Annotated in this window: 13 protein-coding genes; 12 read left to right on the forward strand and 1 reads right to left on the reverse strand. The window is 38.9% G+C overall.

What is annotated here, in order from left to right:
- Nucleotides 1-58: 58 nt before the first annotated feature.
- The 11 genes from VTHSUH11_RS00005 to VTHSUH11_RS00055 all read left to right on the forward strand — a co-directional run bounded on the left by VTHSUH11_RS00005 (nucleotide 59) and on the right by VTHSUH11_RS00055 (nucleotide 11332).
- Nucleotides 59-1500 (forward strand): IS3 family transposase gene (locus VTHSUH11_RS00005; protein WP_105092186.1). Its coding sequence is split into 2 segments (ribosomal slippage): nucleotides 59-647 and nucleotides 647-1500, totalling 1443 coding nucleotides; the frame shifts between segments, so codons are not numbered across the junction.
- Nucleotides 1501-1688: 188 nt separating this feature from the next.
- The gene (gene trmB / locus VTHSUH11_RS00010) at nucleotides 1689-2348 is read left to right on the forward strand and encodes a tRNA (guanosine(46)-N7)-methyltransferase TrmB (RefSeq protein ID WP_105092187.1); all 660 of its coding nucleotides are present in this window, start codon (nucleotides 1689-1691) and stop codon (nucleotides 2346-2348) included.
- Between the two features lies 1 nt (nucleotide 2349).
- Nucleotides 2350-3678, forward strand: coding sequence for an FtsW/RodA/SpoVE family cell cycle protein (locus VTHSUH11_RS00015; RefSeq protein ID WP_105092188.1), 1329 nt, complete (start codon nucleotides 2350-2352; stop codon nucleotides 3676-3678).
- 33 nt (nucleotides 3679-3711) lie between these two features.
- Nucleotides 3712-4995 (forward strand): uracil permease, encoded by a 1284-nt coding sequence (gene uraA, locus VTHSUH11_RS00020; protein WP_059361544.1) that lies wholly within the window; start codon nucleotides 3712-3714, stop codon nucleotides 4993-4995.
- Between the two features lie 165 nt (nucleotides 4996-5160).
- Complete coding sequence (locus VTHSUH11_RS00025; RefSeq protein ID WP_105092189.1) at nucleotides 5161-5622, forward strand: NfeD family protein; 462 nt, start codon at nucleotides 5161-5163, stop codon at nucleotides 5620-5622.
- Between the two features lie 29 nt (nucleotides 5623-5651).
- Nucleotides 5652-6608, forward strand: a complete 957-nt coding sequence (gene floA, locus VTHSUH11_RS00030) for a flotillin-like protein FloA (RefSeq protein WP_059361546.1) — start codon at nucleotides 5652-5654, stop codon at nucleotides 6606-6608.
- Nucleotides 6609-6616: 8 nt separating this feature from the next.
- Nucleotides 6617-7168 carry a hypothetical protein gene (locus tag VTHSUH11_RS00035; protein WP_105092190.1) on the forward strand — a complete coding sequence of 184 codons (552 nt, stop codon included), beginning with the start codon at nucleotides 6617-6619 and terminating at the stop codon, nucleotides 7166-7168.
- Nucleotides 7169-7327: 159 nt separating this feature from the next.
- Entirely contained in the window at nucleotides 7328-8044 is a 717-nt protein-coding gene (locus tag VTHSUH11_RS00040) for a helix-turn-helix domain-containing protein (RefSeq protein WP_105092191.1), read from the forward strand.
- A gap of 126 nt (nucleotides 8045-8170) precedes the next feature.
- Nucleotides 8171-9109 carry a hypothetical protein gene (locus VTHSUH11_RS00045; protein WP_105092192.1) on the forward strand — a complete coding sequence of 313 codons (939 nt, stop codon included), beginning with the start codon at nucleotides 8171-8173 and terminating at the stop codon, nucleotides 9107-9109.
- A 78-nt stretch (nucleotides 9110-9187) separates the two neighbouring features.
- On the forward strand, nucleotides 9188-9817 hold the full coding sequence (locus VTHSUH11_RS00050) for a DNA glycosylase (RefSeq protein ID WP_105092193.1): 630 nt from the start codon (nucleotides 9188-9190) through the stop codon (nucleotides 9815-9817).
- 264 nt (nucleotides 9818-10081) lie between these two features.
- Entirely contained in the window at nucleotides 10082-11332 is a 1251-nt protein-coding gene (locus VTHSUH11_RS00055) for an MFS transporter (RefSeq protein ID WP_105092194.1), read from the forward strand.
- 96 nt (nucleotides 11333-11428) lie between these two features.
- Here the strand turns inward: VTHSUH11_RS00055 and pepT are convergent, their stop codons facing one another.
- Entirely contained in the window at nucleotides 11429-12652 is a 1224-nt protein-coding gene (gene pepT, locus VTHSUH11_RS00060; protein ID WP_105092195.1) for a peptidase T, read from the reverse strand.
- Between the two features lie 240 nt (nucleotides 12653-12892).
- Here pepT and VTHSUH11_RS00065 point away from each other — a divergent pair, with 240 nt between their 5' ends.
- Entirely contained in the window at nucleotides 12893-14830 is a 1938-nt protein-coding gene (locus VTHSUH11_RS00065) for an OPT family oligopeptide transporter (protein ID WP_105092196.1), read from the forward strand.
- Nucleotides 14831-14983 lie beyond the last annotated feature (153 nt).

The following is a 14983-nucleotide window of genomic DNA, read 5'->3' on the forward strand; positions in this document are numbered from 1 at the left end:
TGAACCGACCCCTTAATGTTAGACCAAAAATCTTAACGTTAAGGAGGTCGGTTTTTCTATGGCAAAATATAGCCTTATATTTAAATTAAAAGTCGTTACCGCATATCTAAACGGCGAGGGTGGATATGAGTATTTAACTAAGAAATATGGTTTAAAGACTACATCGCAAGTTCGTCGTTGGATTAGTGCATTTAAAGAATTTGGTAAAGATGGTTTGTGTCGAAAGCGAAATAATACAAGATATACTTCAGAATTTAAGCTAGCTATGGTAGAGTCATACTTAACTAGTGAATTATCGTATCGGCAAATTGCATTACAATATGGGCTGAATAATCCTTCATTAATAGCTCGCTGGAAGTCGGATTTTATGAAATATGGGACCAATGCTTTTGTCGAGCGACCGAAAGGACGAATACCTACCATGAGTCGAACAGATGAAAAAGCAAAGATTACCACACATACTAAATCACGTAACCAAAAGAAGAAAAAAGAATTAACACCAGAGCAAGCTCGTATTTTAGAATTGGAAAAACAATTACGCTATGCTCAAATAGAGAATGCCTATTTAAAAGAATTGAGGAGATTGCGCCTCGAGGACGCTCGAAAAATGAAAGAACAGCAAGAATCATTAGCAGTCTCCGAAGAGAATTCAAACTAACTGAGATTCTTGCTGCCTTACGTTTTCCAAAAGCAACATATATGTACTGGCAACAGCGCTTTGACCGAGTAGATCCAGATCTACAAATACGAATAGCTATTGAAGATATTCGTAAGAACCATCCCAACTATGGATATAGAAGGTTGTTACCTTTGTTGCGATCACGAGGTATTGTTATTAATAAGAAACGATTGCAACGAATTATGCAAAAGTTCAATCTGCAAGTAATAGCATTCTCCCGTAAGAGCCGAAAATATAACTCATATAAAGGCGTTAAAGGACGGATTGCACCTAATCGCATTAAGCGTAGATTCTATTGCAGTCAACCACATCAAAAAATTACTACAGATACAACTGAATTTAAGTATTATGAACTAAATGCAAACGGTGCTTTGAAAGTTGGAAAACTATACTTAGATCCATTTATGGATTTATATAATCTTGAAATTATTAGTTTTAGTATAAGTCCTACACCATCGGCTGAGTCTATACTTTCAGCACAACAACAGGCGATTGAAAAGACTGCCGATGCTAAGTATCGACGGACATTTCATTCTGACCGTGGTTGGGGTTACCAAATGAAAGCGTATCAACATAATTTAAAAGTGCATAACATATTTCAAAGTATGTCTAGAAGAGGTAATTGTCTCGACAATTCACCAATGGAAAACTTCTTTGCTATCTTAAAACAAGAGATGTATTATGACAATACCTTTCATAGTTATGATGAGTTAAAAATGGCGATTGAAAACTATATTATGTATTACAATACTAAACGAATTAAGGAAAAATTGAACTGGCTAAGTCCAGTTGACTATCGTTTAGCTATTACTGCAGCATAAAAAATTCCGAGCAACCAGTTTAGGTTACTCGGAAATAAAAGTCTAACTTTTTGGGGTCACTACAAAGAGCATGGGCTTTTTCATATTACTAATTGACGTGATGTAAAGGCTTTCTCTATAATAATAAGGATAGGTAACAATTAGTTATATAATATAGTACTTTCAGAATATAGATAGAAGGAGAAACGATGCGTCTTCGTAGAAAACCGTGGATTGATGAGGCTATTCACGATTATGATTCACATATTATTTTATCGGGACAAGAGAATTATAAGGGGAAATGGCGTGAAGCATTTTCTCATCCAGAGCGTCCTTTGTATATGGAGTTAGGGACTGGTAAAGGTCGTTTTATTGCAGGTATGTCCGAAGCACATCCAGATGCGAATTTTGTTGGCTTTGAAGTACAAATTGGCGTTATTTATTATGCGGCGCAAAAGATATTTGAAGCTGAGCGAGATAATGCAAAGGTGTCTTTGTTTGATATTGCAGGCATTGAAGAAATCGTGGCACCTGGTGAAGTAGACCGATTCTATATCAATTTCTGTGATCCATGGCCTAAGGCTAAGCATGCTAAACGTCGTTTGACATATCATACATTCCTTGATCGATATGCGCGTTTACTAAAAGATAATGGGGAGGTTCATTTTAAAACAGATAATGAAGGTTTGTTTATGTTCTCCCTAGAAGAGTTCCAAAATTGTGGTTGGGAACTTAAAAATGTAACCTATGATTTACATAGTACAGATTTGCCAAATGTAAAAACAGAATATGAGGAAAAATTTAGTGCTAAAGGACAACCAATTTTCCGATTAGAAGCGGTAAAACCAGCTGCTACTAAGGAGGCGTAACATGGGGAAAAAAGGGGAACAGGTTGAACATCTTTGGGAGAAGGTGTTTAAAAATGACCTCCAAGGTATGTTATTACCCATCGTACTTATGGCGCTCATAGGGGTCATTAATATTTTTAGTGCCACCTATGTTGGGTCCATTACGACTGATGATGGATTGTGGGGCTATGCACCTAAACATGGATTGTTTTTGTTGGTTTCTGCTGTTTTTGGTGTTTTATTATATCGATATGATTATCGAAAATTACAGAATCCTACGCTATTAAGACGTATTATGTATGTTACGGCAGTATTATTAGCTGCTATATATTTTGTTGGTGTAGAGGTAAATGGTGCACGGCGCTGGATTCCGATTGGGCGCTTTTCATTACAACCTTCAGAATTTGCAAAGTTAGCAGCCTTGTTATGGACTGCCGCTAAATTAGCGGATAAACCTTGGAAGAATCCAAGATTTAAATCCATATTGCAGAGAGTAAAGGACCTTAAACAATGGCAAGTCTTCCTCTGGTTCTGGTGGGAACGCATTCGATACATGGTGTATATGTTGTTTTGGCCCCTTGCATTTGCGTTGCTTACATTTAAACAACCAGATATGGGGACTGCTGTACTCATTGTAGGATTTTCTTTTTTACTGATTTTTCTCTCTGGTTTCGAAAAGGGAATTTTTGGCATTACTTTTATATTAGCTATTATTGGTGGCGCTTATATGGCTCGTAGTTCTGATTATCGTTGGAAGCGTGTCGAGTCGTGGTTTGATCCCTGGTCCTATGCACAGGATCAAGGTTACCAAACTGTACAAGGTTTGTTAGCCGTTGGTTCAGGTGGTTTCTTTGGTCAAGGGTTTATGAATGGTACCTCTAAGTATTTTTACCTACCTGAAGCGCATACAGATTTTGCCTTTGCTGTTTGGGCACAGGAAATGGGTTTTCTAGGTAGTATTTTCGTCGTGTTATTAATGGCGACATTCACCTATTTTGGCTTTCGCATTGCAAATCGGGCGCGAGATTCCTTTGGCAAATGGTTAGCTCTAGGTATTACTATTCTTATCGGTGGACAAGCATTCTTTAATATTGCTATGGTTTGTGGTATGTTGCCTGTCACAGGTGTTCCGTTGCCATTCATTAGCTATGGTGGTTCCTCTTTGATGATGAACTGTATGGCTATTGGTATTTTGGCAAGCATTGCTAGACGTGGTGTAGAGGGGGTTAAACCGGTAGGAACCAAGGAAACATTGCCGTCTCTTCGTGAGGAAACGCGCAGTCGTTTTAAACCTAGCAAACAAGTAGAGCCTAAATTGCCAGGCCGATTTGTACCGCCAGATAAAAGATAATCTATATGAGTTGTATATGTATGAGGGAAAACAATGAAAGATTTTATTGATATTCAAGAACGCCCATCGATGGGAAAATTATTGCCGCTTAGTCTACAACATTTATTTGCTATGTTTGGTTCTACGGTACTCGTACCGTATTTATTGAAAGTAGATCCAGCAACAGCATTATTTATGAATGGCATCGGGACTTTGCTGTATCTCTTTATATGTAAGGGGAAAATTCCTGCTTACTTGGGCTCTAGCTTTGCCTTTATTGCTCCGGTTGGGGCGGTACTTACCGCTGGTCTTGGTTACGAAGCTGCCAAAGGTGCCTTTGTAATGTTTGGTTTATCCTTTGTTATTTTATCTATTTTAGTTCGATACATTGGTATCGGCTGGATTGATAAATTATTCCCGCCAGCGGCTATGGGGGCTATCGTTGCTATTATCGGTCTCGAGTTAGCACCAGTAGCTATGGGAATGGCCGGTCTCATCGGTGATCAAAATTTAGGTATGTCTCATGATCAAGCTATTATAGTATCTATGTTCTCCTTGATTGTAACTTTATTAGGTACTGTTGTGTTCCGCGGTTTTCTTGCAGTTATTCCTGTATTAATCGGTGTAGTAGCAGGTTACATTTTATCTGCTATTATGGGTGTTGTTGACTTCTCTGGTGTTGAAGCCGCTCCTTGGTTCTCTTTGCCTCAGTTCTATGGCATGCCTGTATTTGATATTAATGCGATTATCATGATTATGCCAGCTCTCTTTGTGGTATTTGCTGAACACGTAGGACATCTTGTTGTAACTAGCAATATCGTGGCTAAAGATCTTATGAAAGAACCAGGTCTAGAACGTTCTTTGTTAGGCGATGGCCTTGCTAATATCTTATCTGGCTTCTTTGGTGCCACACCGAATACTACATATGGTGAAAATATTGGTGTATTAGCGATTACAAGATGCTTTAGTGTATGGGTTATCGGTGGTGCGGCTGTATTGGCTATGATTGTGTCCTTCGTAGGTAAGGTGGCCGCATTGATTCATGCGATTCCTGTTCCCGTTATGGGCGGGGTATCAATCCTATTGTTTGGTATTATCGCAGCATCTGGTTTACGTATGTTGGTGGAACGTAAGGTAGACTATACGAATCCTGTAAACATGATTCTTACTTCTGTTATCCTCGTTGTTGGCCTTAGTGGTGCTCAACTCGTAGTGGGTCCAATTATCTTAAAAGGTATGGGTTTAGCTACTGTTGTAGGCATGGGGATGAGTGTTGTACTTCTTATCTTGCAAAAAACAGGCATTGGTAATGATCAATTAAAGAAAACTGATGTATAACTAAATACATAATTAAACGCGTAGCTTTTGGCTACGCGTTTTGACTTTTGAATATATGTTTATAAAAATAGGACGGGATTATGATGATAAGCACTGTTCATTGGTAAAATATAAATGTCTATTGTATAATATATTGTGTGAAATACTTTGTGGAAGGAGGTTTATATGGATTATATTTTTTGGCTTGTTATCGGTATTATGTTGATGGCTATTGAATTGGTTATACCAGGTGGTATTGCTGGGCTCATTGGATACAGTGTGTTCATGTGGGGTGTCTTTATCGGCCTTGGTGGAACAGATTTAGCTTTATACGCAGTACTTGGTATCACAATACTCTTAGTTGTATTATTATTAACCTTCTTTAATCATTTTTCTCGGACTTGGATTGGTAAATTGTTTACCCTAGGTCAACGCTCTACTACACAACAAGGTTATGTATCTAATGATGTGCAAACTGATTTAGAAGGCAAGATTGGTGTCGCTCAAAGTACATTGCGACCTGCAGGCGTCGCACGTATTGATGATCAATTTGTCGATGTTGTTACAGAAGGCGATTTCATCGAAGCTGGTACACCTATTGTAGTAGTTCGTGTTGTAGGAGGTCGTAATATCGTACGCCCTCAATAAGTATTATTCTAGGACTCGTGGAGGTTACTATGGATGTCGGTATTTTAATTTTGATTCCCATTCTACTGATTGGGATTATGGTGTTCTTGTATGTTGTGCCATTAGGCCTTTGGGTATCTGCTCTTGCAGCAGGCGTTAACGTTGGTATTTTTACACTCGTAGGTATGCGCTTACGTCGTGTAAACCCATCTCAAATTGTAATGCCTTTGATTAAAGCCAATAAAGCAGGCCTTGATGTAAATGTAAATCAACTGGAAGCTCATTACCTTGCTGGTGGTGATGTTGACCGCGTTGTAGATGCGTTGATTGCCGCTGAACGCGCATCTATTCCTTTAACTTTCGAACGCTCCGCAGCTATCGACCTTGCAGGTCGTGATGTATTGGAAGCAGTACAAATGTCCGTTAACCCTAAAGTTATTGAAACACCAATTATCTCTGCAGTAGCAAAAAATGGTATCGAACTCAAGGTTCGTGCTCGCGTTACTGTACGTGCTAATATTGACCGCCTCGTTGGTGGTGCTGGTGAAGCTACTATCATCGCTCGTGTAGGCGAAGGTATCGTAACGACTGTAGGTTCCTCTGAAGAACATACAGATGTATTGGAAAATCCGGATCACATTTCTCGTACTGTATTGGGTAAAGGTCTTGATGCAGGTACTGCATTCGAAATCTTGTCCATTGATATCGCTGACGTAGACGTAGGACGTAACATCGGTGCACAATTGCAAACTGACCAAGCAGAAGCAGATAAGAAAATTGCTCAAGCTCGCGCCGAAGAACGCCGTGCCATGGCGGTTGCTACAGAACAAGAAATGCGTGCTAAAACACAAGACATGCAAGCTAAGGTTGTGGAAGCGCAAGCTGAAGTTCCTAAAGCATTGGCAGAAGCTTTCAGAAATGGCAATCTTGGTGTTATGGATTACTACAATATGAACAATATTATTGCAGACACTAAAATGCGTGAAAATCTAGCAGATAGTGAATAGGAGTAACTATGGACTCTATTTTGTCTACTGTACTATCTATCTTTCAGCATAATCCTATATTTGTTCTAGCTATTATTGGATATATTGCGTTTTCTTTCTTGAAAGGCGGCAAATCAGAGGACTCTGATGAGTATGAAAACTCTGGTGAGGCTAGAACTTGGGAGGAGATGGAACGCGAATATGGTATTTCCATAGAACGTAATCTTGATGAGTTGTTTAATCCTGCGTTGGACCATAAGCCGTTTGAAACACAACAAAAAGAGGTTAACCCAGAGGTGGTCCAAAAGCCAGTTAAAATACAACAAAAAGATTTAAAAGAACATAATAAGCCTTTAGTAGAGGCTGTTCATACAGTGACAGCTCCTTTGGTAGAACGATTAGCCGATTTTAAACGCGATAAAGCGATGAAAGAAGGTAAGGTTCTTCTTAGTGATGTGGGGGTTACGGCAAAATCAGTAGAAATGAAAAAGGCTCGTAAATCACATCATGCTGTAAAAGAAGGTATGAAATGGGCTTTTATATTAGATAAGCCAAAAGCATTGCGACATAGAGCTCGATAATATATAAGTTCCTAAATAAGACAAGGGTTCCTAATAGTCACGGGGGTGACTATTAGGAACCCTTTTTGTATTGCAAAATATAGGGATTTGCTTTCATAATCATAGTTATAAGAGGAGTTATACATTATATTCTGTAATAATAGGAGAGGAGCCGTATATATGTATCGCAGTGTACGAAATATTCCAAAGCAATTGCTCGAAAATCTATATGTCAAAGAAGGTTGGACTTTGCGAGATGTAGCTGATTATATTGGCTGCAGCGTAGATACAGTTGTACGTCGTATGGATGATTATAATATTCCGCGCCGTACTAAACGCAAAGATATTAGTAGAGCGACCCTGGTATCTTTGTATGAAGATAATCATGCCAGTATTGATACACTGGCCCATCGCTTTAATGTATCGGCAGCCACAATTTCTAATCGATTACATGAGTATGGCGTGCTTTGCACGCACCCACATTCTATACATAGTATTAATCCAGAGCGCATTAAAAAGTCTTATGAAAGTGGCAATAGTACATCCTATATAGCAAATATGACGGGGCTTACGCGGTGGAAGGTATTACATATATTACGTCATATGGGGGTCTCAATACGTGGGGGTAGAAGAAAGGTATTGCCTATTGAAGAAATGAACTATCTCTATACATATCATGGCATGAGTACGAAAGACATTGGCGTGGCTTACCAACTTCAGGCCAATACAGTGGCTTTATATTTGCGTGAGTCTGGTGTTTCCTTGAGGGGGAAGCGTTTGGAGATAGACGAAAATGAGATTAGGCGTCTTCGGATGGAAGGGGTTTCTATTGCTGCCATTGCACAACGATTAGAATGTTCTACATCGGTTGTAAGAAATCGTCTAAAACGACATTGATTATAACAACCAGTTAGCTTATAAACATATTCCATATAAAATCTGTATAAACCTCGAATTATTCGGTATAGTAATTTGTACTTAATTACTATATACTTAGATTTATATGATGATGGGAGGTTTATTATGTTAGAATTTATAACACTATTATTACCGTTTTTACTTCTCGGCTTTGTAGCAGCTGGTTTGTCTAGAATCTCTGGCGTTGCATTGTCTATGATTATTGTACCAACATTGTTAATCTGGGGGGCAAGACCTTTGGATGTGGTAGCGTTTATGTTACTTTTCGTTGTGTATAATAATTTCACTGCTGAAACACAGGATGTCCGTCTAGATTATAAGGATTTAGTATTGTTCCCTCGTTGGCGCATCACTATTCCTATCGTGCTTACGGCGCTCATTACATTCTTATCGCCTCCAGCAGGTATTGGGGTCTTTATGGCTTGCTTTGTATTAGAGTTGATGGCTACAGTATATAAACGCATTCCTGAACGTGATCGTCCAGCAATACATCGCGTCGTTATTTTATCTGTTCTTAGTGCTGTTGTAACGGCTGTAGGTGCCTATGTAGGGCCTACTATCAGTGAAGATTATTATTTTGGCTTTGCAGGGCTTGCTATTCTGTTGATTACAGCCTTTGCTTGGTATGCAGGTCGTAATCGTGATGCATTTAAGGGAATCTGGGAGTTTATATGGGTTGACTTCGGTATTTTCCTTGGTTTATTTGGTGTTGAAAGCTCCAACTATCTAGCGGGTCTAACACGTGATTATAAAACGCCTATGGATCGCATGTTACCGATGATTACTGTTGTAGGTGGTTATGCAGGTTTAATGGTTGTATTAGGTGTATATGGATTATTCTCTATTCCGTCCTTTATTACTGCTATTGGTGCTGCAATCGGTACGCGTATGTTTGGTCTCTATGAATTCCCTAAACGTGGTACCTTCTCATACTTAGCCATTGGATTTGCTGTAGCGGCTGTTGTATGCTTATATCTCGTTTCCCCAGTGCCGACTGGATTTGATGCGATTAATGCCATTATGAAGCAACCCGTTGTTCAGTAAAATGTGATTTTTATTATGGTATTACTGACGTATACTTGTTAGTGTGAAAGTGGACTTTTAGCATAAGCAAATAAGGAGATGTATATTGTGAAGAATGATACCATTGAACTAGGTTCTAACGAAGTTGTAGAAACAAGACCGTTTCCGCCGTTTTTACCCAAGAATACAACGGTTATGACAATGGGCACATTTCCACCAACCTCTGAAAAACGGGCTATGGAGTTTCACTATCCTAATTTTCAAAATGATATGTGGCGCGTATATGGCATAGTTTTCTTTGGTGATAAGGACCATTTTAGAAAGGGTGAAGAAAAGGCCTTTGACGCAGAAAAGATTAAATCTTTTTTGTCTCAAATGGGCATTGCCTCTTGTCCAACTGTACTTAAAGCTGTTCGTGAACGTGGCAATGCGTCAGATGCGTTTTTAAAGGTCATAGAACCGGTGCACCTCGATGAAGTATTGGCACAGATTCCTTATTGTAAACATATAGGAACAACAGGCGGTAAGGCCACAGAGGTTTTACTTAGCTTGTTACCAGATAAGGTTAAACTACCGAAAACGGGAGAAACGATTCCTTTCGTGTATCATGGGCATCAGCTTACGTTGACGAGATTGCCATCTACATCACGAGCGTATCCCTTAAGTCTTATAAAGAAGGCTGAAGCTTATAAGAAATTCTTTGATGCTTGTGGATTGAAAACTAAATAAAGTACATATATACATAAACACCTTTGTTAGTTGTTAAAACGCTTTTTCTTTGTCATAACAACTGTCAAAGGTGTTTTATTATTAAAAATTTATATGAGCTTTTAAAATGGAAAAAGCTATATTAACAATGATATAAAACGAATTGTTATAAATAAAAGTGATAACAATAATAATTTTTTAAAACTTGTTTTTTGAAATGATAAGTCTATAATAACCAATGTCATTATGTGGTTGACAATTGTTTTAGAAAATGGAGTTGATACTATGGATAAGGCTAAAGAGGCCTTATGGACAAGATCATTTGTCCTCGATACTTTGATTAATTTCTTAGTATTTTTAATTTATTATTTACTAATCGTTATTATAGCTGTAGTTGCTAAAGAGAATCTTCATGCCACAGCGAGCCAGGCTGGTTTAGCTGTTGGTATTTATATTATTGGTACCGTAGTGGCACGTCTCTTAGCGGGGCGTTTTATCAGCGTATTAGGCTGTCGTAAGATGCTCTATTTAGGCTTGTTAATTTATTTGGCTTCAACAGCCATGTATTTCTACACACCTAATTTAGCAATGCTCGATAGCGTTCGTTTCTTAAATGGTTTTGCCTACGGTATTACATCTACAGCTACAAGTACAATCGTAGCCGCTATTATTCCAATGTCACGTCGTGGTGAAGGGATTAACTACTATGGCTTGTCTACATCTCTTGCCGCTGCAGTAGGCCCATTCTTAGGTATTTTGATGCTTCATAGCCTTGGCTATGACTTTATCATCGCCTTCTGTGTTGCTCTTATCATCCTTTGTGGTATCGGTTCCGTTATCATGAAATTTAATGAACCTAAGCTTGATATTGATTCTGAAGAACATAAAGGCATTAAAATTTCCGATTATATCGAACCACGTATGAATTCTATTAGTCTTGTTTCTATACTAGTAGGTTTTGCATACTCTGGTGTTATCGGTTTTATGGCAGCTTATACAAAAGATTTAAACCTTATCTTAGCAGGTACATTCTTCTTCGTTGTATATGCTGTAGTTATTACGATAACAAGACCATTACTTGGTATTGTATTTGATATGAAAGGGGAAAACTTCGTTCTTTACCCTTGCTTTATATCTTTAGCACTTGGTATTTTCTTGTTGTCCATCGCTCACTCTACATGGCTTATACTCTTATCTGCTGTGTTTGTTGGCCTTGGTTACGGTACATTTATGTCAAACGGTCAAGCCGTAACTGTTAAAATCGTACCAGTACACCGTATCGGTGTTGCTACATCAACATACTTCATTGCCTTAGATATGGGCTTAGGTTTTGGTCCATATATTTTAGGTGCTATTAAAGAGGTTGTTGGTTATACAAGTATGTTCCATGTTACTGTTGTAGTAGCACTTCTTGCATTCGTTGCGTATTATTTACTCTACGGCCGTTATGTAGGGACTGATAAAGATCTTTCTTTAAAAGCCCGTGCTGAAGAAGAACAAATTAGAAATCGTAAACGCAATGGGCAACTTGCTTAAAAGGTTGTGTTAATAGATTGTTATTATAACTTAATAGGCTAATAAAAATGACTATTCGAGTAGATGTTCGAATAGTCATTTTGCTGTCTTATAGTATTATTTTTCGATATTTACAATATTAACGATTACTTCCACAGCTTTTTTCATATCGTCGATACATGCAAATTCATGACGACCATGTAGGTTTTCTACACCTGTGAAAATATTTGGTGTAGGGATACCCATGAAGGAAATTTTAGAACCGTCCGTACCGCCTCGGATAGGATCACAAAGAGGTGTAATACCAGCTTTTTCCATTGCTGCTTTAGCTACGTTTACACATTCCATATTGTCTTTGATAATATCGTACATGTTATAGTATTGATCTTTAACAGATACTTCACATACTTCACGGCCGTAAATTTCGTTTAAGGTTTGACCTGCTTGTAAGAAGAAGGCTTTTTTTGCCTCGAATAATTCTTTGTCGTGGTCGCGGATGATATAGTTCATTTTACCTGTATCTACTTGTGTTTCCATACTCATGAGCATAAAGAAACCTTGACGACCACAGGTATGTTCAGGAACGGCCGCACCTGGTAATAGAGCATCGAATTGCATAGCTAATTTAGCACAGTTAATCATAATGCCTTTGGCTGTACCTGTGTGAACAGAGACCCCTTTAAGGATGACTGTACCGCCAGCAGCATTAAATGTTTCATATTCAAGTTGGCCGAGGCTTTCACCGTCGATAGTGTACGCATAGTCAACAGGGAATTGTTTTACATCAAAGTGATCTGCGCCAGTACCGATTTCTTCGTCAGGACCAAAGGCGCACATAATCTTACCATGTTTAATCTCTGGATGCGCTACAAGATAGGATAGAGCCTCTATGATTTCACAGATTCCAGCCTTATCGTCGCCGCCGAGAAGTGTTAGACCATCGGTTACCACTAAGGATTTACCAATATAGTTTTTTAGGTTAGGAAAGTCTGCACGACGTGTGAAGATTTGATGCTCTTCGTTGAGGCAAATATCGCTACCATCATAGTTTTCAATGATACGTGGTTTAATGTTTTCTGCATTGTAATCAGCTGTATCCATATGGGCGATAAAGCCAATAGAAGGGGCAGGGGCCTCTGTATTAGCGTTAAGGGTACCAATAACAAAGCCATTCTCACGGTTGTAGATAACTTCGTCCAAGCCGATTGCTTTTAAATCTGGAACAAGTACGTTTGTAGCAAAGTCTACTTGCGTTTGAGTACTAGGAATTGTTGTGCTTTCCTCGTTAGAACGTGTATTTATGCTTGTATAGCGTACAAAACGTTCGACCATTGGTTCCATAATGAGCCTCCTTGTGAAAATATAATGAATATATGAATTTGACTACAAATTACTGTAAAATAGATAGTCATACTATATCCTCATTGTAGACCACTAATAGACAAAATGCAAAGAAATTGGTGTATAACGTGTAAAAATATTCTTGTTATGCATATAAAGTAATTGAATCGAGCATATGACCGTGATACTATAAAGGTGAATAGATATACGTTTGTACTTTTTATGTTAGGAGGTTTTACTATGTCGGACGAAACTCGTTCAATTCCGCCCGTAGAACCAGTCTTAGATCCTAAGAAGGATTACGTAGAGATTAACTCATATGTAGTATTCTGGGGCCTATTCTATGCGGCAATTTTTACACTGGCTGTTGGCTATCTATGTTTGAAAATCGGTCAAACAGTAGATGCCTTCGCTCCAGTATCTGTGCTCGCTATGGGTACAGCAGTTATTTTGAAACGGCAAAATGCATTTGCCGAAACGGTTCATATTCAGGCTATCGCTAGTTCTAGTACGAACACCTTAGCCGGTGCCATGTTCTTCTTGCCTGCATTATATATCTGGAATGTAACAGATGTTTCCTTTGTGCAAATGGCAATTCCTATTATCCTCGGTGGCGTACTTGGTGTTTTATTATGCGTTATGTTCCGTCGCTACTTCGTTGAGGAAATGCACTATGTGTATCCGTTCCCAAGTGGTCGTGCTGCTGCTGAAGTACTAATGAGTAATGAAGGTAGCAAAGCGAAACTTATGCTCGGTTCTGGTCTCATCGCTCTTGTGTATGACTTTATTCTTAACAGCCTTGGCTGGTGGGAAGAGGTTATACGTACCACAACATTCAAATGGGGTTCGGCCTTGGCAGACCAAACCAAGCTAACTGCAGCAGTTGATACGGATGCAGCGTTACTTGGTCTTGGTTACTTCACAGGTCTTCGCTATGCCGCAATTATTGCAGCTGGTTCTTTCTTCTCCTGGTTTGTATGTATTCCTATCGTATATTATTTAGCGCCTGAACATATCATGCAAATTGGTGGTCAAGCTGTTCCGTTAGCAGATGCTCCAATTCGTAAGGTATTCCTTGATTATGTTCGCCATATTGGTATCGGTATGCTCGCTATGGCAGGTATTATCGGTCTACTCAATATGTCTAAAGTTGTAGCTAGTGTTGTTAAAAATGCAGTGCTTGATATCTTCAGCTCCAAATCTGTAGATGTTAACTTGCTCCGTACACAACGCGACGTGCCTACATCTTGGATTGGTGCTGGCATCTTGTTATGTACAGTTCTATTCGCAGCATATTTCCACTTTATGTATGCTGAAAGCTTCACTCAAACAATAGTAGCATTCTTAATCGTTCTTATCATGTCCTTCTTATTATCTGTAGTAGGTATTAGCTCTATCGCGTATACTGGTACAGAACCAGTATCTGGTATGACAATCTTTATGATTATCATCTCCGCAGTATGCTTAACAGCAGCAGGCATGACTGGCAAAGTAGGTATGATTGCTGTCCTCATGATGGCATCCTTCATCGGTACAACTATCGGTATGGCTGGTAACTTCATGTCCGAGCTTAAAGTAGCGCATATGACAGGTGCGACACCTAAAAAAATGGAACAATGGCAAATCGTTGGTACCATCCTTTGTGCAGTCCTTTCCGTAGGTGTTATGATCCTTCTAAACGATGCATATGGCTTCGTAGGGGATCATGCATTAAATGCTCCTCAAGCAAATGCTATGGCGGCTATCATCGAACCTATGATGACTGGTGGTAGTGCACAATGGCCTCTATACATGGCAGGTGCATTATTTGCTATTATTTTGTGGATGGTAAAGGTTCCACCGTTGGCATTTGCTCTTGGCACATATTTACCAATGGAAATCAACACACCACTACTTATCGGTGGTTTGATTGCATACTTCGTACAAAATAGCACGAAAGATAAAGAATTAGCAGATCTTCGCTTCTCCAAAGGTAGCACAATTGCATCTGGTCTCGTAGCCGGTGGTGCTATTGGCTCTTTGTTCAGTGCGGTGCTTCGCATTGCCGGTATTGATGTATTTGCAGAAGCATGGGTAGAAACACCTGAAGCAACATACCTCAGTATTGTAATGTATTTATTACTTTGCGTATTCTTGTACAAAGTAGCTATGTACGTAAAAGTTAAAAAAGCTAAATAATCAATCACGGTGCTTCTAATAAAATAGAGGAAAACACCTTCATCGAGTTCAATATGATCTTGATGGAGGTGTTTTTGATATAGCTAAAAACTATACTTATATAAAACCTATTTGTATAGTCGGAATTATTGACCTAGTAAATAGAGGGTGATA

It is taken from the genome of Veillonella tobetsuensis (genome assembly GCF_002959935.1).
GTDB lineage: Bacteria > Bacillota > Negativicutes > Veillonellales > Veillonellaceae > Veillonella > Veillonella tobetsuensis.

Coding starts and splice junctions, on each gene's coding strand:
- VTHSUH11_RS00025 (WP_105092189.1), top strand. CDS start 5,161: ATGGATTATATTTTTTGGCTTGTTATCGGTATTATGTTGATGGCTATT.
- uraA (WP_059361544.1), top strand. CDS start 3,712: ATGAAAGATTTTATTGATATTCAAGAACGCCCATCGATGGGAAAATTA.
- trmB (WP_105092187.1), top strand. CDS start 1,689: ATGCGTCTTCGTAGAAAACCGTGGATTGATGAGGCTATTCACGATTAT.
- VTHSUH11_RS00040 (WP_105092191.1), top strand. CDS start 7,328: ATGTATCGCAGTGTACGAAATATTCCAAAGCAATTGCTCGAAAATCTA.
- VTHSUH11_RS00065 (WP_105092196.1), top strand. CDS start 12,893: ATGTCGGACGAAACTCGTTCAATTCCGCCCGTAGAACCAGTCTTAGAT.
- floA (WP_059361546.1), top strand. CDS start 5,652: ATGGATGTCGGTATTTTAATTTTGATTCCCATTCTACTGATTGGGATT.
- pepT (WP_105092195.1), bottom strand. CDS start 12,652: ATGGAACCAATGGTCGAACGTTTTGTACGCTATACAAGCATAAATACA.
- VTHSUH11_RS00045 (WP_105092192.1), top strand. CDS start 8,171: ATGTTAGAATTTATAACACTATTATTACCGTTTTTACTTCTCGGCTTT.
- VTHSUH11_RS00055 (WP_105092194.1), top strand. CDS start 10,082: ATGGATAAGGCTAAAGAGGCCTTATGGACAAGATCATTTGTCCTCGAT.
- VTHSUH11_RS00015 (WP_105092188.1), top strand. CDS start 2,350: ATGGGGAAAAAAGGGGAACAGGTTGAACATCTTTGGGAGAAGGTGTTT.
- VTHSUH11_RS00035 (WP_105092190.1), top strand. CDS start 6,617: ATGGACTCTATTTTGTCTACTGTACTATCTATCTTTCAGCATAATCCT.
- VTHSUH11_RS00050 (WP_105092193.1), top strand. CDS start 9,188: ATGTATATTGTGAAGAATGATACCATTGAACTAGGTTCTAACGAAGTT.